General features: G+C 53.1%; 1 protein-coding gene (running past one end of the window). It reads left to right on the top strand.

Annotated features, from left to right (window positions below):
* Positions 1-20,834, top strand: partial view of a non-ribosomal peptide synthase/polyketide synthase gene (locus T3H97_RS11460; protein ID WP_328802582.1) — the 3' end only. 21,586 nt of this gene lie to the left of the window's left edge; 20,834 of the gene's 42,420 nt are visible here — the last part of the coding sequence; its start codon lies beyond the left edge, outside the window; it ends in the stop codon at positions 20,832-20,834.
* Positions 20,835-20,961: the final 127 nt, after the last annotated feature.

Here is a 20,961-nt window from a genome sequence, read left to right on the forward strand (position 1 = left end):
GCCTGCAAAGCGGAGCAAACTATGTAGAGCCGCGCACAGCGCTGGAGCAGACGTTAGTGTCCATTTGGCAGGCCGTGTTGGGGGCGAAGAGAGTCGGGATTTTGGATAATTTCTTTGATCTGGGCGGCGATTCGATCAAAGCAATCCAGGTATCCTCCCGTTTGCTGCAAGCGGGCTACAAGCTGGACATGAAGGATTTGTTCCAATATCCTTCTGTCTCGCTGCTGAGTGGTTATGTACACAAGGTCAGCCGTACAGCCGATCAGCGGGTGGTTTCGGGAAGCGTCAAGCTGACTCCGATTCAACAATGGTTCTTTGGACAATCATCAGCAGAGCCGGATTATTTTAACCAGTCGGTGATGCTATATAGAGCACAAGGCTTTGATGAAGCCGCATTGCATCAAACGGTGACCAAGGTAACGGAGCATCATGATGCGCTACGTATGGTCTTCCGTCAGACCGAACAGGGCTATGAAGCGTGGAATCGCGGTTTGAACGAAGGCGAGCTGTATAGTCTAGACGTTGTTGATCTGACGGATGTGCAAAACATTGCAGATGTTGCAGCAGCAATTGAAATGAAAGCCAACGCCATCCAAAGCTCCATTCATCTGGACGAAGGGCCGTTGGTGAAGCTGGGACTTTTCCGCTGCATGGATGGAGATCATTTACTGATTGCGATTCATCATTTGGTCGTAGACGGGATTTCATGGCGGATTGTGTTTGAGGATTTCGCGACTGGATATAAGCAGGCGGTTCGTGGAGAAGCCATTCGTTTGCCATATAAAACGGACTCGTTCTCCACTTGGGCAGAGTGCTTATCACAATATGCGAATAGTCCGGCCATCGAAGACGAACGCGAATACTGGCACCGTCTTGCCCAAACGGAAGTTGCATCGTTGCCTAAGGATCAAGAGAGAGCAGAGGGACAACATTCTCTAATCCGAGACACTGCGACGGTGACCGTGGCTTGGACCGAACAGGAAACACGACTGCTGCTGCAGGAAGCACACCGTGCGTACCACACCGAGGTCAATGATCTGCTGTTAACCGCACTCGGCACAGCGGTATATAACTGGAGCGGTCAGGAGCGCGTGCTGGTCAATCTGGAGGGACATGGCCGGGAAGCCATTGTTCCAGATATCGACATCACCCGTACCGTGGGCTGGTTTACAAGCCAATATCCGGTGCTGCTGGGTGTGGACGGAAAGGCGGAAGTAGGGCAGCGAATCAAGCGGGTGAAGGAAGACCTGCGTCATGTGCCGCATAAGGGCATTGGCTACGGCATTTTGAAATATATGTCTCAGGATGATGCCAATCATTCCCTTGCCTTGCAGCCTGAAATTAGCTTTAACTATTTGGGACAATTTGATCAGGACTTGGAAAATGGGGATATCGTTCTGTCTTCACATCCAGGTGGAGAGCCGATGAGTAATCATACCGTACTGGAGCATCCGCTGAATGTGAACGGAATGATTACAGCGGGCGCGCTGACACTGGAAATTCGCTATGACAGTAAGGTATATCATCAGCAAAATGTAGAAAAATTTGCGCAGTTGCTGCAGGAAAGCTTGCAGGAAGTGATCGCTCATTGTGCCTCCAAAGAGCGGAGTGAGCTAACACCAAGCGATGTATTGTTCAAGGGCTTGACACTGGAGCAACTGGAGCAATTGACGGAGCAAACAGCTTCTGTGGGCGAGCTGGAAAATGTGTATGCTCTTTCGCCTATGCAGAAGGGGATGCTTTTCCATAGCTTGATGGAGCCGGAGTCAGGCGCCTACTTCCAGCAAGCCTCGTTTGATCAAAAAGGCAGCTTTGATGTGGCTGTTTTCCGCAAGAGTCTGGATGTACTGACACAGCGTCATGAAGCGCTGCGAACGAATTTCCATATGTTCGAGACAGGACACAGTCAGGAGCCATTGCAGATCGTGTTCCGCCACAAAGATAGCGACCTTTCTTTCCAGGATATACGGGAAATGCAGGAAGCGGAGCAACAGGCGTATATCCAGGCGTTTAAGCAAGAGGACCAGGCTAGAGGCTTTAATCTTGGTACGGATGCCCTCATGCGCGTACAGGTATTGCAGACCCATGAAGAAACGTATCACTTGGTATGGAGCTTCCATCACATTGTCATGGACGGCTGGTGCTTATCGCTAGTTACTGGTGAAGTGTTTGGTACGTACTTTGCATTGCTGGAGCAGAAGCAGCCGGAGCTTGCTCCGATCACACCATATGGCCAATATATCGAATGGCTGGGGCGTCAGGATGAGCGTGCAGCAAAAGATTATTGGAGCAGCTATTTGGCCGGCTTTGAACAGCAGACGTTGTTACCTGGATCGGATACTTCATCGAAAGACCAAGTGGCGGACAGCGGAGATCATACTGTATCCACTACAACAAGCGACACCAGCAAATATATCTCTGAAAAAATAACGGTAGATCTGGATCCAACGTGGAGCGAAGCCATACACCGGATTGCGAAGCAGCAGCAGGTCACGATTAATACGCTGATGCAGAGCGTGTGGGGCCTTATTTTGCAGAAATATAACAACAATGAGGATGTTATTTTCGGTAGTGTCGTATCTGGACGTCCAACAGATATTGCCGGCGTAGAGCATATGATCGGTTTGTTCATTAATACGATTCCGGTGCGGATTCAAAGTGAACGGAATGCCACTTTTGTGGAAGTGATGCGGAAAACGCAGGAACAGGCACTGGCCTCGGGAGCCTATGACAGCTTCCCGCTGTATGAAATTCAGGCATTGACCGAGCAGAAGCAGCATCTAATTAACCACATTATGGTATTTGAGAATTATCCGGTAGAGGAGCAAGTCGAGCAGCTGGGTGAAGTTCGTCCGTCCGCTTTTGAAATTACGAATGTAGAGGTTGTCGAGCAAACGAACTATGATCTGGACCTGATTGTGATGCCCGATGAGCTTTTCCGCATCCTGTTCAGATATAACGCCAATGTATACGATCGGTCTACGATAGAGCGGATGCAGGGACATGTACTGCATGTCATCGAGCAAATTATCGACAATCCGCATATCCGAGTAAATGAGTTGGAATTGCTGACACCGGAAGAGCAGGCGCAGATCGTTCAGGTCTGGGGAGATACGGCCGCAGCCTATCCGCAAGATCAAACGCTAAGCGCATTGTTTGAGCAGCAGGCCGCGGATACACCGGATCAGGCAGCGGTGATATTCGGGTCGGAGTCGCTGACCTACGCGGAGTTGAATGAGCGCGCGAACCGTTTGGCTCGGACGCTGCGTACGGAAGGTGTTGAACCGGATCAGCCTGTAGGCATACTGGTTCAGCGCTCTCTGGACATGATCGTAGGCATTTATGCGATCCTCAAAGCAGGCGGAGCCTACGTGCCCATTGATCCGGAATATCCGGCGGACCGCATCCGCTTTATGCTGGAGGACTCGGGCGCGAAGCTGGTGCTGACGCAATCGCATTTGGCCGAGCAAGCCTCACTGAGTTTTGACGGCCAGGTGCTGGTGCTGGATCGTCATGAGCAGGATCGCGAGGACATTTACCACGAAGACGGTTCGAATCTGGAGCCACTGGCTGGGCCACACCATGTAGCCTATGTCATCTACACCTCCGGCTCCACGGGAAAACCGAAGGGCGTGATGGTGGAGCACCATTCCGTGCTGAACCGAATTTTGTGGATGCATGATCGTTATGGCTTGAGTGTGGAAGATACGATCCTGCAAAAGACCGCCTTCACGTTCGACGTGTCGGTGTGGGAGCTGTTCTGGTGGTCGCTGGTCGGCTCGAAGGTGAGCTTGCTATCGGTAGGTGGGGAAAAGAACCCGGAAGACATCGTCGATACGATTGCCCGCGATGGCGTGAGCACGATGCACTTTGTACCCGCTATGCTGCATGCGTTCCTGGAGTACGTGGAGCAGCAGCCACGGGAAGTGATGCAAGCGAAGCTGGGCACGCTGCGCCATGTCTTTGCCAGCGGCGAAGCGTTGCCGCCACAGCATGTGGCGCGGTTCCAACGGCTCGTGTCGAGCCTGGCTGGAGCGAAGCTGATCAACCTGTATGGTCCAACCGAAGCGACGGTGGACGTATCGTACTTCGATTGCGAGCTTAATGAAACCTATTCGGTTATTCCGATCGGGAAACCGATTCAGAATATTCGTCTGTACATCGTGAAGGAAGGCACGGAGCAATTGCAGCCGATCGGGGTTGCGGGCGAACTGTGCATCGGCGGTGTCGGCGTAGCCCGAGGCTATCTGAACCGACCGGAGCTGACGGCGGAGAAATTCGTAGCCGATCCGTTTGCCGGCGGGGAAGCCGGGTATGAGCGGATGTACCGTACAGGTGATTTGGCGAGATGGATGGCAGACGGCAACATTGAATATTTGGGCCGGATCGACCATCAAGTCAAAATCCGCGGGTACCGAATTGAGCTGGGCGAGGTCGAATCGCAGCTGCTCCAAGTGGAATCGGTACGCGAAGCCGTGGTCACGGCGCGTGCGGATGAGACGGGACAAAAACAAATGGTGGCCTACTATGTCGCCGGACAAGAGCTCGGCGCCAGCGAGCTGAGAAGTGAGCTGGGCCGAGAACTGCCAAGCTACATGGTGCCATCGTACTTTGTACAGCTGGAGCAGATGCCACTGAGTCCAAATGGCAAAATTGACCGCAAAGCCCTGCCAGCACCGGAAGGCAGCCTGCAAAGCGGAGCCGATTATGTCGCACCGCGGACGTGGGTGGAAGTGAAACTGGCGCACATTTGGCAGGATGTACTGGGTCTCACGCAGGTTGGTGTGAAGGAAAACTTCTTCGAGATTGGCGGACACTCGCTGCGGGCGACGACACTGGCCTCGAAAATTCACAAGGAGCTGAACAAGCCGCTTCCACTACGCAGTATTTTTGAAGCACCAACGATTGAGCAACTGGCAACGGTGTTAGAAAGTCTGGATCAAGTAACCTATGCGTCCATTCCGGTAACGGAAGAACGCAGCTTCTACCCGTTATCTTCGGCGCAAAAACGACTGTATGTGCTGCATCAGTTTGATCCAAGTGATGTGAACTACAACATGCCGTCGGTGCTGCAAGTGAGCGGTCCGCTGGATGTGAAACGAGTAGAAGACGTGTTCCGTCAACTGATCGATCGCCATGCAACCTTGCGTACCTGCTTTGAGCTGGTGGACAATGAGCCGATGCAATGGGTTGAGGACACCGTGCCGTTCGAGGTGGAATATACGAAGGTACAGGCAGAGCGTGCAACTACGGATACAGATCAGGACACATCTACAGATTTGGATACAGCTACGGACACGACGGTCAGCCAGGAAGCACAAGAACGGGTACGGCAGTTTGTGCGTCCGTTCGATCTGAAAGCTGCACCGCTGCTGCGGGTGGGCTTGGTGGATCTGGGCGCACAAGGAGCAGAGCAGGAATCCCAGCATTTACTCATGCTCGACATGCATCATATCGTTTCGGATGGTGTGTCGATGGAGGTACTGACCGATGAATTTGTCCGCTTGTATGGCGGAGAAGAGCTACCGGCATTGCGGATTCAGTACAAGGATTATGCGGTATGGCAGCAAAGCGAAGCCCATCAGGAGTGGATGCAGCGTCAGGAAGCGTACTGGCTGGGTACCTTCCGGGGCGGCGTGCCTGTGCTGGATCTGGCAACCGACTTTGCCCGTCCGGCGGTGCAGAGTACGGCAGGGGATACGATCGAATTCGGACTGGAGCGTGAAGTTAGCGAACGCCTGAAAGAACTGGCGGGACAAACAGGCGCAACCTTGTATATGGTGCTGCTGGCGGCGTACACTACGCTCTTGCATAAATACACAGGCCAAGAAGATATCGTAGTCGGCACGCCGATTGCTGGAAGACCGCATGCGGAACTGGAGAGCCTGGTAGGTGTCTTCATCAACACGCTGGCAATCCGCAATTATCCGTCTAGCGACCAATCGTTTCTGGATTATCTGCAAGAGGTGAAGGAGCATGCGCTCAGTGCTTATGAGCATCAGGACTATCCTTTTGAAGAGTTGGTTGAAAAGCTGAATTTGACGCGGGATACGAGTCGAAATGCGCTGTTTGACACGATGTTTGAGTTGAAAACATTGGAGCAGCAGGAGTTCGAGCTGGAAGGTCTGATCCTGAATTCGTATCCGCTGGAAAATAATACGGCCAAATTTGATCTGAGCTTGGATGCAATAGAGCAGCCAGAAGGCATTCTGTGCCGTCTGGAATACAGCACGGCGCTGTACAAGCCTGAAACGATTGCGCGATTGGCGCAGCATTTTACCGAACTCGTACGTGCAATTACACTGCATCCACAACAGCCACTGGCAGCTTTGGAGATGGTACCTGCCGAGGAAAAAGCACAAATCATCCATGGATTTGGAAATGTGGGGGTATCGGATGTTGCTGCTGTTGAAGCAGGAGCCTTATTCCATACCTTTGTGGAAGAACAGGCACAGCTTGTGCCGGATCACGTGGCAGTGGTGTACGAGGAGCAGCAGCTTACGTACCGGAAACTGAACGAGCGTGCGAACCAATTGGCGCGTAGATTGAGAAATGAAGGCATTGGACGCGAGTCGATGGTTGGCATCTTGAGTGAACGCTCGGTGGATATGTTGATCGGCGTACTGGCGGTGTGGAAGGCCGGCGGTGCGTACGTGCCGCTGGATGCAGACTATCCGTCCGAACGTATTCGTTTCATGCTGGAGGACAGTGGTGCGAGGGTACTGTTGACCCAAACGGGCTTGCAGGAGCGTGCACTGGGTTGGCTGAATGAAAGCCAATGGGCTCTGGGCGAAGGAAAGAATGAGAGTGAGCTGGAGACGGCGGTTAGCGCTGAAACGATGGAAAGAGACCGCCTTAGTGAAGGCGTAAGCTTGAAATCAGATTCGAAGTCTGACAGCGAAGCAGCATCCGAACCGGCAACAGTGCTGCGTCTGTATACCTTACTGGCGTTGGACGATGAGTCGCTGTACATCGGAGATACCACAGACGTCGATCACATCAACGAACCGCAGGATCTGGCGTATGTGATCTACACGTCCGGGACAACAGGACGTCCGAAAGGGGTCATGATTGAGCATCACAGCTTGGTCAATACGGCTGCGGCGTATCGCCGAGATTACCGTTTGAGCGAGTTCCCGGTACGACTGCTGCAGCTGGCGAGCTTCTCGTTCGACGTATTCGTCGGGGATATCGCGCGGACGCTCTATAACGGCGGCACGATGGTCATTTGTCCGAAAGACGATCGGATTGATTTTAGCCGTTTGTATGACTGGATTCGCGATTACCAGATTACAGTGTTCGAATCGACCCCAGCCCTGATCGTACCGTTTATGCAGCATGTGCATGAACAGGGGGTGGACATGAGCAGTCTGGAACTGCTGATCACCAGCTCGGATAGCTGCAGCGTGACAGATTACCGGGTGCTGCAAGAACGGTTTGGCGCGGATATTCGCATTATGAATAGTTACGGCGTCACAGAAGCGGCAATCGACTCTAGCTTCTATGATGAAGAGCTGTCGAAGCTGCCAAGCAGCGGCCATGTGCCGATTGGCCAGGCGTGGCTGAACGCCCGCTTCTACATCGTGGACAGCCAGCTGAATCCGGTGCCGATCGGCGTACTGGGTGAACTGTGCATTGGCGGAGCCGGGGTGGCACGAGGCTACCTGAACCGTGCAGACCTGACGGCCGAGAAATTCGTAGCGAATCCATATGTAGCGGGTGAACGATTATACCGCACAGGTGATTTGGCGCGGTGGATGCCGGATGGGAATGTGGACTTTATCGGCCGGATGGATGATCAGGTCAAAATCCGGGGCTTCCGGATTGAACTGGGCGAGGTGGAAGCACAGCTGCTGACCGTGGATGGCATTGAGAAAGCCATCGTCACCGCCTGGGAAAACGAAGATGGAGACAAGGATTTGTGTGCGTATGTCGTAGCCTCTGATGCGCTGAATTTGCCAGAGCTGCGCAACCTGCTGCAGCCCAAGCTGCCGGGTTATATGATCCCGACATATGTCGTACAACTGGATCATTTCCCGCTGACACCAAACGGGAAAATTGACCGCAAAGCGTTGCCTGCGCCGGAAGCGCGCCTCGAAGGAGGCACAGCGTACGTGGCACCGCGGACACTGCTGGAAGAGCGACTGGTACGTATTTGGCAAAGCGTTTTGAATCATCGGCAGATAGGCATCCAGGATAACTTCTTTGAAGTGGGAGGACATTCTCTGCGCGCGACAACACTGATGGCGAAAATTCATCAGGAGCTGAATTACAAGCTGGCGCTGCGAGATATTTTCCAATATCCGACGATTGAGCAACTGGTACAGGTGATGGGAGAAGTTCAGACGCAGCAAACGTATGTATCCATCCCTGTTGCGGAGGAGCGCGTATATTATCCCGTGTCCTCGGCGCAAAAACGGATGTACGTTCTGAGTCACCTGGAAGGCGGAGAGGTTAGCTACAATATGCCAGGCGCTTTGATCATTGAAGGTTCCTTGGATAAAACGCGACTGGAGCAAGCCTTCCGCCAGCTGATTGCCCGCCATGAAGCCCTGCGAACCCGATTCGACATGGTGGATGGTGAGGTTATTCAACGGATTGAATCGGGCGTCACATTCAACGTGGAGCATGTGCAGGCAAGCGAAGAAGAGACCCAGCAGTATGCACTGGACTTTGTACGCGCATTTGATCTCGCACAAGCACCATTGCTGCGGGTTCAACTGGTGGAAACCGGACCGGAGCGTCACGTTATGATCTATGACATGCACCATATTATTTCGGATGGCGTGACTGAAGGAATTATCGTGCAGGAGTTCTCTCAATTGTATGAAGGTAAGGAACTGCCGCCACTGCGCATCCAGTACAAGGACTATGCGGTTTGGCAGCATGCCGATATGCAAAGTGAACGTCTTCGTGAGCAGGAAAGCTATTGGCTGAAAACCATGGCTGGTGACATTCCGGCGCTGGATATGCCTACGGATTTTGCAAGACCAGCCGTACAGCGTCAGGAAGGAGCTCGATTGGAATTTGCGATCAGCCTGGAGGATAGCGAGCAGTTGAAACAGCTGGCTGCGCAAACCGGCTCCACCTTGTACATGGTGTTGCTGGCCGCGTATAGCACGCTTTTGCATAAATATTCGGGACAGGAAGATATCATCGTCGGCACGCCGATTGCCGGAAGACCGCATGCGGAACTGGAGGGCTTGGTAGGCGTATTCCTCAACACGCTGGCGATCCGCAATTATCCGGCTGGCGACAAAACGTTCCTGGACTACTTGCAAGAGGTCAAAGAGCATGCGCTCAGTGCGTATGAGCATCAGGAATATCCTTTTGAAGAACTGGTTGAAAAACTGAATTTAACGCGGGATACGAGCCGGAATGCGCTGTTTGACACGATGTTTGAGTTGAAAACATTTGAGCAGCAGGAGTTCGAGCTGGAAGGTCTGACCTTTAAAACGTATCCGACAGACAGTCATACGGCCAAATTTGATCTGACCTTGGATGCAGTGGAGCAGCCGGAAGGCATTCTGTGCAGTCTGGAATACAGCACGGCGCTGTACAAGGCTGAGACCATTGCGCGATTGGCACAGCATTTTACCGAACTCGTACGTGCCATTACCCTTCATCCACAGCAGCCACTGGCAGCCTTAGAGATGGTAACTGTGGAGGAAAAAGCACAAATCATCTACGGTTTTGGAGATGTAGGGGTATCGGATGTTGCTGCGGTAGAAGCAGGAGCACTGTTCCATACCTTTGTGGAAGAACAAGCGCAGCTTGTACCGGATCACGTGGCGGTGGTGTACGAGGAGCAGCAGCTGACGTACCGCACACTGAACGAGCGTGCAAACCAGCTTGCCCGTAGATTGCGAAAGGAAGGCATTGGACGTGAGTCGATTGTCGGCATTTTGAGTGAGCGTTCGGTAGACATGCTGGTTGGCGTATTAGCGGTGTGGAAGGCTGGAGGCGCATATGTGCCGCTGGATGCAGACTATCCGTCAGAGCGCATTCGTTTCATGCTGGAGGACAGTGGTGCGACGGTACTGCTGACCCAGACGGGATTGCAGGAGCGTGCACAGGCATGGCTGGATGAAAGCCAACAGGCCTCGGCTGGAGGGCAGACTGAGGGTGAGTTGGAAACAGCGGTTAGCGCTGAAACGATGGAAAGAGACAACCTGAATGAAGGCGTAAGCTTGAAATCAGATTCGCCACCTGACAGCGAAGCAGCATCCGAGCCGGCAACAGGGCTGCGTCTGCACACCGTACTGGCACTGGACGATGAGTCACTGTACACCGGAGATATGACAGACGTCGATCATATCAACGAACCGCAGGATTTGGCGTATGTGATCTACACGTCCGGGACAACGGGACGTCCGAAGGGCGTCATGATTGAGCATCGCAGCTTGGTGAACACAGCCGCGGCCTATCGTCGGGATTATCGCCTGAACCAGTTCCCGGTACGTTTGCTGCAGCTGGCAAGCTTCTCCTTCGACGTGTTCGTCGGTGATATTGCGCGGGCGCTCTATAACGGTGGCACGATGGTCATCTGTCCGAAGGACGACCGCATCGACCCAAGCCGTCTGTATGGATGGATTCGCGACTATCAGATTACGGTGTTCGAATCCACACCGGCTTTAATCGTACCGTTTATGCAGCATGTGTATGACCACGGACTGGACATGAGCAGTCTGGAATTGCTGATCACCAGCTCGGATAGCTGCAGCGTGACGGATTATCAGGTACTGCAAGAACGGTTTGGCGCGGATGTTCGCATTATTAATAGCTACGGCGTCACGGAAGCGGCGATTGATTCCAGCTTCTACGACGAAGAACTGTCGAAGCTGCCAAGCAGCGGCCATGTGCCGATTGGTCAGGCGTGGCTGAACGCACGCTTCTACATCGTGGACAGCCAGCTGAATCCGGTGCCGATCGGCGTACTGGGCGAGCTGTGCATTGGCGGAGCCGGGGTAGCACGTGGGTACCTGAACCGTGCAGACCTGACGGCCGAGAAATTCGTAGGGAATCCGTATGTACCGGGTGAACGACTGTATCGCACAGGTGACTTGGCGCGGTGGATGCCAGACGGCAATGTGGACTTTATCGGCCGGATGGATTATCAAGTGAAAATCCGGGGCTACCGGATCGAGCTGGGCGAGATTGAAACGGCGATCCAGCGGGTGCCGGGTGTGCGTCAAGCGGTAGTCATCGACCGGACGGATGAGCGTGGACACAAGTACTTGTGCGGATACATCACGGGAGAAGCCGAGCTGCGGATCGAGGAGGTACAGGCCGAACTGGAAGCCGGACTGCCAGCGCACATGGTGCCTGCACGTCTGATGCGACTGGAGACGATCCCGCTGACCAGCAACGGCAAAATCGACCGCAAGGCCTTGCCGGAACCGGAAGGAAGCATCCATACCGGTGCAGCCTATGTGGCACCGCGTACCACGGTGGAACAAGTATTGGCCGCGGTATGGGCCGGGGTGCTTGGCGTGGAAGCGGTAGGCACGCAGGATAACTTCTTCGAGCTGGGCGGCGATTCGATCAAGGCCTTACAAGTATCCTCCCGATTGCTGCAAGCAGGTTATCGACTGGAGATGAAAGACCTGTTCAGTCATCCAACCGTGTCTGCATTGGCACTGAAAGTTCAATCGGTGACCAGATTGGCGGATCAGAGCGAAGTGGTGGGCGCTGTGAAGCTGACACCTGTTCAACAATGGTTCTTTGAGCAGAACCTGACGGATGCTCATCATCATAACCAGTCCATCATGCTGCATAGCAAGGACGGTTTTGATGAACCGGCCCTGCGCACGGCGATGGATCACGTCGTTAGCCATCACGACGCACTGCGTATCATTTTCCGTCCTAGTGAGCACGGATATGAAGCTTGGAACCGTGCGATTGGGGAGGGCGAGCTGTATACGCTGGATCGGGCCGACTTCAGAAATGAGTCTGAGGTATCTGCGGCGATCGAGGCTAAAGTGAATGAAATTCAAGCGGGTATTCATTTAAGCGAAGGACCGCTGGTGAAGCTGGGGCTGTTCCATTGCCCGGATGGAGATCATTTGCTGATGGCGATTCATCACTTAGTGGTGGATACCGTATCTTGGCGCATTTTGTTCGAGGATATTACGACCGCCTATGAGCAGGCATTGAACGGACAAGCGGCTCGTCTTCCGCACAAAACGGATTCGTTCCGCACCTGGGCTGATGGGCAGTCTCAATATGCGAACAGTCCGGCAATGGTAGCAGAACTCGCATTCTGGCAGGAAATGGAACAAGGCGTATATCAGCCGCTTCCAAAAGACGAATCCCATTCTCATTCCTTGAATAGGGACAGCGAGAACATTACAGTCACGTGGACAGCTCAGGAAACAGAGCAGCTGTTAAAACAGGCGCATCGTGCCTACAACACGGATATGAATGATTTGCTGCTTACCGCATTGGGACTGACTATTCATCGCTGGGCGGGCCTGGAACGAGTTCTCGTGAGCCTGGAAGGTCATGGACGGGAGTCCATTTTGCCAGAACTGGATATTACGCGCACTGTGGGCTGGTTTACGACTCAATTCCCAGTTGTGCTGGATATGAGCGTGGGGCAAGACCTTTCACAGCGCATCAAACAAGTGAAAGAAGGACTACGCCGCATTCCGCAAAAGGGCATTGGCTACGGGATGTTGAGATACCTGTCTGCAGCACGTGAGCAGGGGCGTTTTGTAACCGAACCTGAAATCAGCTTTAACTATTTAGGACAATTTGATCAAGATATGCAAAATCAGTCCATTGGCGTATCTCCTTACGCTAGCGGTGCAGAGCTTAGCGCCCATGCAGCTAGAACGCACACGCTGGATATGAACGGACTGATTTCGGAAGGCGAACTGCAATTGACGATCAGCTACAGCAAGCAGGAGTATCGCCATGAAACGATGGAGCAGTTAGCCGAACAGTTCAGAACCAGCTTGCAGGAAATCATTGCGCATTGCACAGGCCGCAAACAGCAAGAGCTGACGCCAAGCGATGTCATGCTGAAAAATGTAACCATGGCCGAGTTGGATCAGTTGGTAGAACGGACACGTGACATGGGGGAACTGGAAAATGTATATGCGTTGACGCCGATGCAAAAAGGCATGTTGTTCCATAGTTTGATGGATGCAGAGTCAGGTGCTTATTTTGAACAAACGACCTTTGATTTGCACGGACGCTTCCAAGCGGATATTTTCCAAGATAGCTTGAATCATTTGGCACAACGGCATGAAATATTTAGAGCTAATTTCATCAGCGGTTGGCAGGATGAGCCTGTGCAGGTTATTTTCCGCCGTAAAGATGTTGGTTTTAGATGTGAAGATTTGCGTCATCTGGATGAGCAGGAACGTGACGCGTATGTGAAGGAATTTATTCGCAAAGACAAGGCAGCCGGATTCGATTTATCCCGGGATGCATTGATGCGCGTGGCGATTTTACGAACAGGTGATGAGGATTATTATTTTGTGTGGAGCTCTCATCACATCTTGATGGATGGCTGGTGTGTGGCGTTAGTCACGGATGAGGTGTTTGAGGCTTATTTTGCAGCCGTGGAGCATAGACAGCCGAAGCTTGCCCCCGTGACTCCATACAGTCAGTATATTGAGTGGCTTGAAGCACAGGATGTAGAGGCGGCAGCTGCGTACTGGAAGGATTATTTGCTCGGCTATGATCAGCAAACTTCGATTCCGACCGGAAAAGTAGGCGTGAAAGCGGACGGTGCACAATTTGAGCATATCCTGTGCGATCTGGGCAAGGATTTGACCGGACGTATGGAAATGGTGGCCAAGCAGCACCACGTGACCCCGAATACATTGCTGCAAACAGCTTGGGGCTTGCTGCTCCAAAAGTACAACGGTAGTGACGACGCTGTTTTTGGCGGTGTAGTGTCTGGTCGTCCAGCGGATATTTCGGGGATCGAAAATATGGTGGGCTTGTTCATTAACACCATTCCAATACGTATCCGCAGTGGGGCTGAGGACACCTTTGCCGACATGATCAGAACGAATCAGCAGCAGGCGCTGACTTCTCAAGATTATGAAACGTATCCGCTGTATGAAATTCAAGCCTTGAGCGAGCAAAAGCAAGATCTGATCAACCACATTATCGTGTTTGAAAACTATCCGGTGGAGGAGCAGGTCGAGCAACTTGGCGAAGGTGCAGAGTCGGATTTTGAAATTCGCAATGCCGGCATGATTGAACAAACCAACTATGATTTCAATCTGGTCGTTATGCCGCAGGAAGCGATGAAAATCCGATTTGAATACAATGCGAAGTTATATGATCGGGAAGCCGTTGAACGGACTCAGGGCCATTTGATACAGCTGTTGGAGCAGGTGGTGGCGAAGCCGGACATTCGAGTGCATGAGCTGGATATGGTAAGTGAGCAGGAGCGTGAGCAAATTCTCCGCGTATGGGGAAATACAACTGCTGAGTATCCAAGCGAGCAAACGATTCATGGCTTGTTCGAGACACAAACGGCGCAGACACCGGAGCAGGCAGCGTTGTTCTTCGAAGGAGAGCAGCTGACCTATCGCGAGCTGAATGAACGTGCGAATCGTCTGGCGCGCACCTTGCGTAGTCAAGGCGTGACGAAGGATCGTTTGGTGGGTCTGATGACCGAGCGTTCGGTGGACATGATCGTGGGCATCTTCGGGATTTTAAAAGCCGGGGGTGCATATGTCCCAATCGATCCGACCTATCCAGAGGAGCGTATCCGCTACATGCTGGACGACTCGGGTGCGAAGCTGTTGTTAACGCAAAACCATCTGGTGGATAAAGTAGCTTTTGACGGTAACGTGCTGGTGCTGAATGGGGCACAGGGTGTGTATCACGAGGATGATTCCAATTTGGAGCCGTGGTCCGGTCCGAACGATTTGGCGTATGTGATTTATACGTCGGGTACGACGGGACAGCCGAAGGGCGTAATGCTCGAGCATCACGGGCTATGCAATCTGAAAACGTATTTTGATCAGACGCTTCGGATGAGCACGTCGGATCATGCGTTGCTGTTCGCCAGCTACTCGTTTGATGCGGCTTGCTGGGAAATCTTCCAGGCGCTGTTCTGCGGAGCCGCGTTGTATGTGCCAACGTCAGAGACGATTTTGGACTATGAGCGATTCGAACATTATATGACAGAACATCAGATTACGGTGGCGACGTTACCACCGACCTATGCGGTGTATCTGGAGCCGGAGCGGATGCCATACCTGCGTGTTCTGTTCACTGCGGGTTCAGCATCCTCAACAGAATTGGTATACAAGTGGAAGGATCAGGTGGCGTACTACAACGGCTACGGTCCAACCGAAAACTCGGTGGCGACGTCCGTCTGGCCGGTATCCGAGGATGAGAGAGCAGGACAACTCATTTCCATCGGACGCCCTATGCCAAATCATCGGGTGTACATGGTGGATGTGCATGGACATTTGGCTCCGGTAGGCGTAGCGGGTGAACTGTGCATGTCCGGTCCGGGTCTGGCCCGTGGTTATCTGGATCGCCCAGAGCTGACGGCTGAGAAATTTATACCAAATCCGTTTGCGGCTGGCGAAGCAGGGTATGAAAGAATGTACCGTACGGGTGACTTGGCGAGATGGATGCCAGACGGCAACATCGAATATTTGGGCCGGATCGACCATCAGGTGAAAATCCGGGGCTATCGGATCGAGCTGGGCGAGGTCGAGGCACAAATTTTGAAGGTGGAGGACGTACAAGAGGTCATCGTACTGGCACAAGCGGACGAACAGGGGCAAAACCAACTGGTGGCGTACTATGTTGCTGAACGGGAAGTAAGCGCTGGTGAGCTGCGCAGCTTACTGGGCGAGGAGCTTCCAAACTACATGGTACCTTCGTATTTGGTACAACTGGAGCAGATGCCGTTGACACCGAATGGTAAAATCGACCGCAAGGCACTGCCAACACCGGAAGGCAGCCTGCAAAGCGGAGCTGATTATGTCGCACCGCGGACGTGGGTGGAAGTGAAGCTGGCGCAAATTTGGCAGGATGTGCTGGGTCTGGCGCAGGTTGGTGTGAAGGAAAACTTCTTCGAGATTGGCGGACACTCGCTGCGGGCGACGACGCTGGCCTCGAAAATTCACAAGGAGCTGAACAAGCCGCTTCCATTGCGAAGTATTTTTGAATCACCAACAATTGAACAACTGGCAGTCGTACTGGAACATCTGGATCAAGTAACATATGCGTCCATTCCAGTAACGGAAGAACGTACCTTCTACCCGTTATCTTCGGCGCAAAAACGACTGTATGTGCTGCATCAGTTCGACCCGAATGATGTGAACTACAACATGCCGTCAGTGCTGCAAGTGAGTGGACCACTGGATGTGAAACGGGTAGAAGATGCGTTCCGTCAATTAATTGCCCGTCATGCAACGTTGCGTACCCGCTTTGAGCTGGTGGACAGTGAGCCGGTGCAATGGATTGAGGACACCGTGCCGTTCGAGGTGGAGTATACGAAGGTCCAGGTAGAGGGTGCAACTGCGGACACGATGGTCAGTCAGGAAGCACAAGAACGTGTGCAACAGTTTGTACGTCCGTTCGATCTGCAATCCGCTCCGCTGCTGCGGGTAGGCTTGGTAGATTTGGGTGTACAAGGAACCGAGCAGGAACTACAGCATTTGCTCATGCTCGATATGCACCATATCGTCTCGGATGGTGTGTCCATGGGAGTACTGACCGATGAATTTGTCCGCTTATACGACGGTGAAGAGCTTTCCCCATTGCGTATACAGTACAAGGATTATGCGGTATGGCAGCAAAGCGAAGCCCATCAAGAGTGGATGCAACGTCAGGAAGCGTACTGGCTCGACACCTTCCGGGGTGAACTGCCTGTGCTGGATCTACCTACGGACTTTGCCCGTCCGTCAGTACGAAGTACGGCAGGCGATACGGTGGTGTTCGGGCTGGAGCGTGAAGCTAGCGAACGCCTGAAGGAACTGGCGGCGCACACAGGCTCTACGCTGTATATGGTGCTGCTGGCTGCATACACCGCGCTCTTACACCAATACAGCGGGCAAGAAGATATTGTAGTCGGCACACCGATTGCAGGACGACCGCATGCAGATTTGGAACCGATCCTCGGGATGTTCGTCGGTACGTTGGCATTACGAAACTATCCGACAGCGGAACATACCTTCCGCAGCTACGTGGAAGAAGTGAAAGTTTGTGCTCTGCAAGCCTATGAACATCAGGACTACCCATTTGAGGAACTGGTGGAAAAGTTAAATGTGAAGCGGGATATGAGTCGCCATCCGCTGTTCGATACGATGTTTACCCTGCAAACCACCGAGGAAGGCGAACTGCAACTGGCAGATCTGAGCTTCCGTCCATACGGCTTGGAGCAAACGCCAGCGAAGTTTGATTTGACGCTGGAAGCCAGAGAGGAAGAGGCAGGTATCCAGTTCGGATTGCAGTATGCAACTGCGTTGTACGATCGCGAAACGGTAGAACGGATGACGCGTCACTTTATTCGTTTGGCTGAAGCGGTGGCGGCGAACCCGGATGCGAAGCTGGGTGAGTTGGAACTGATTACGGCGGAAGAAACCGTGCAGATTCTGGAGGTATTTAATGACCCGAACGCACATAGTGTGCGTTGTGCTGAACACAGACAGGTGCAGGGCCGTTCGCTCAGCGAACGCTTTGAAGAGCAAGCGAAGCGCAACCCTGAGCGGATAGCAGTTGTGTCTGAGGCCACCGCGCTGACCTACACTGAGCTGAATGAGCGTGCGAACCAATTGGCTCGTGTGTTACGAGCGGAAGGGGTCGAAGCAGATCAACCGGTTGGCGTATTGCTGGAACGTTCTGCGGATATTCTGGTGAGCATTCTGGGGGTACTTAAGGCCGGAGGCGCATATGTACCAATGGATACGGTGTATCCACAGGAGCGCATCGACTACATGCTCCAAGACAGTGGGGCCAAGGTCGTGATTACAAGCAGAGTTGCCAACCTGTCGCTCAGCTTGCCATCAACAGTTCGAGCTGTAGTTCTTGACGACGAGGACGTTCAAGCTCAGTTGGGAGCACAGGATGCGAGCAATCTAATCCCTGTCGCCCGCCCGCATCACCTGGCCTATATGATTTATACGTCAGGCACCACCGGCCAGCCGAAAGGGGTCATGATCGAGCAGGGCAGTGTTAGCAATCTGGTAGATGCTTTATTGGAACGAGTATACAGCCGTTATGAACAGCCGCTTCATGTCGCATGGCTGTCGGCATTTGTATTTGACGCTTCAGTGAAGCAAATCTTTGCCAGCTTGCTGTTAGGCCACACCCTGCACGTGGTGTCCCGTGACGTCAGTCTGAGCGGAGAGCATTTGATCGCCTACTACCGCACGCACCGAATTGATCTGTCGGACGGCACACCTGCGCATCTGCATATTTTGAACGAAAGCGTCAGTGTAACGGAAGCGCCGGAAGTGAAGCATTACCTGATCGGTGGCGAAGCATTATCTGTGCAACTGGTAAATGTGTTCTTGCACAAGTGGTCCGGGTATCGTCCAGTCATTACGAACGTGTATGGCCCGACCGAAACGACGGTAGATGCGACTGCTTATACGATTGAAGATGTGGAGTCCCTGAACGTACTGCTGGAAAAAGGGGAGCACACAGTATCCATCGGAACGCCGATAGCGAACCAGTCGGTGTACATCTTGAACAGCCAGCAACAGCTGGTGCCGATCGGTATCGCTGGTGAGCTTTATATCGGAGGTGCAGGTGTCGGACGAGGATACCTGAACCTGCCGGAGCTGACGGCAGAGAAGTTCGTCCTGAATCCGTTCGCTGATGCGGCAGCAGCCGATCCAGCGGATCACGCAAACCGGATGTACCGGACGGGCGACTTGGCACGGTGGATGCCAGACGGCAGTATTGAGTATTTGGGCCGGATCGACCACCAGGTGAAAATCCGGGGGTACCGGATCGAACTGGGCGAGGTGGAGGCACAGTTGCTGACCGTGGACGGCATTCAGAAAGCCGTGGTCACAGCATGGGAAAACGAAGACGGACACAAGGACCTGTGTGCCTATATCATAGCTTCAGCGTCCCTGAGTTTGCCGGAGCTGCGCAATGCGCTGCAGCCGAAGCTGCCGGATTACATGATCCCGACGTATGTGGTACAACTGGATCGTTTCCCGCTGACACCGAACGGGAAAATCGACCGCAAGGCGTTGCCGGCACCGGAAGCACGCCTCGAAGGAGGCCTGGAGTACGTTGCACCGCGGACGCCGCTGGAAGCCAAGCTAGCCCAAATCTGGCAGGATGTCTTGAAGCTGTCCAGCGTAGGAGTCACCGACTCATTCTTTGACGTGGGTGGACACTCCCTGCGGGCAACGACGCTGGTGGCTAAAATCCATCAGGAACTGGACAGCCGGATTACGCTGCGTGAGGTGTTCCAACACTTCACGATTGAGCAGCAAGCCCAGCTCATAGCAACGCACGGTACAGACACCTATACGGTGATCCCTGCGGCGGCGCAACAGGCGTACTACCCGGTTTCCTCGGCTCAAAAACGATTGTACATTTTGAGCCATCTGGAAGGCGGGGATCTCAGTTACAATATGCCGGGTGTATTAACCGTGGAGGGACCGCTTCAGGCCGATCGGCTGGAGGATGCGTTCCGTCAGTTAATAGCCCGCCATGAAACGCTGCGGACTTCCTTTGAAATGCTGGAAGGCGAGGTCGTTCAGCGGGTTTACGATCAAGTGGAGTTTGCAGTAGAGCACTTACAGGCCAGGGAGTCCGAAGCCGAAGCCTGTATCGAGTCCTTTGTACGCAGCTTTGATCTTCGCCAGGCACCACTGCTGCGGGTCCGTCTTATTCAAACTGGACCAGAGCGCCATCTCCTGATGTACGACATGCACCATATTATTTCAGACGGTGTATCGTCTAACAATATCGTGCAGGAGCTGGTACAACTGTACGAGGGACAGGAATTGGAGCCGCTGCAAATTCAGTACAAAGACTACGCCGTGTGGCAGCAGCAGGAGATGCAGCGTGAATCATACCAACGCCGGGAACACTTCTGGCTGGAGCATTTAGCCGGAGAATTGCCGGTACTGGATTTGCCAATTGCTTATCCTAGACCTGCTGTTCGCAGCTTCGAAGGTGCGCTGTATGAATTTACAGTGGACGCGAATGTATCCGAGCAACTGCACCGAATTGCGGCACAAACCGGAAGCACGCTGTACATGGTGCTGTTGAGCGCCTACACCGTTCTGCTGTCCAAATACAGCGGTCAGGACGATTTGATCATCGGTACGCCAGTAGCAGGCCGCTTGTTGCCTGAACTGGAGCCACTGATCGGAATGTTCGTCAACACGCTAGCCATCCGGCATCAGCCGAGGGGCAACCAAACGTTCCACAGCTACTTGCTGGAAGCCAGAGATCGTACGCTGCAAGCCTTCGAGCATCAGGATTATCCACTGGAAGAGTTGGTGGAAAAGCTGGATATAGCACGGGATGCAAGCCGTAACCCGTTATTCGACACTATGTTTGTACTGCAAAATACGGAGTCACAGGAAGCGAAGCTTGAGACGCTGTCCTTCAGCCCGTATGTTCAGGAGCATCGTATCTCTAAATTCGATTTGACCTTGTCTATGAGTGATGAAAATGGGGAGATCAAGGGTTCGTTTGAATATTGCACGAAGCTGTTTGGAGCCGACGCTATTGAGAGATTAACCAGAGATTTGATAGCGATCCTGTCCCAGATTGGAATCGATCCAGATTTGCTGTTAAGCGATATTCAGGTGAACTCGGACGAGCAGCCAGAAGGCTTCTCGCCGGATTCCATCGACTTTGTTTTCTAAATCCGTTTTCTAAAATGCAATGATTTCACTTTGCGTGTGCAGAGGGCGGCGGCTTGTCCGACTGCCCTTGCCTGCAAAGTATTCTTTTTCCGACACAACGCTCATGTACGTAACAACGCACCATCCA

The organism is Paenibacillus sp. LX16 (assembly GCF_036252815.1).
Classification (GTDB): domain Bacteria; phylum Bacillota; class Bacilli; order Paenibacillales; family Paenibacillaceae; genus Paenibacillus; species Paenibacillus polymyxa_B.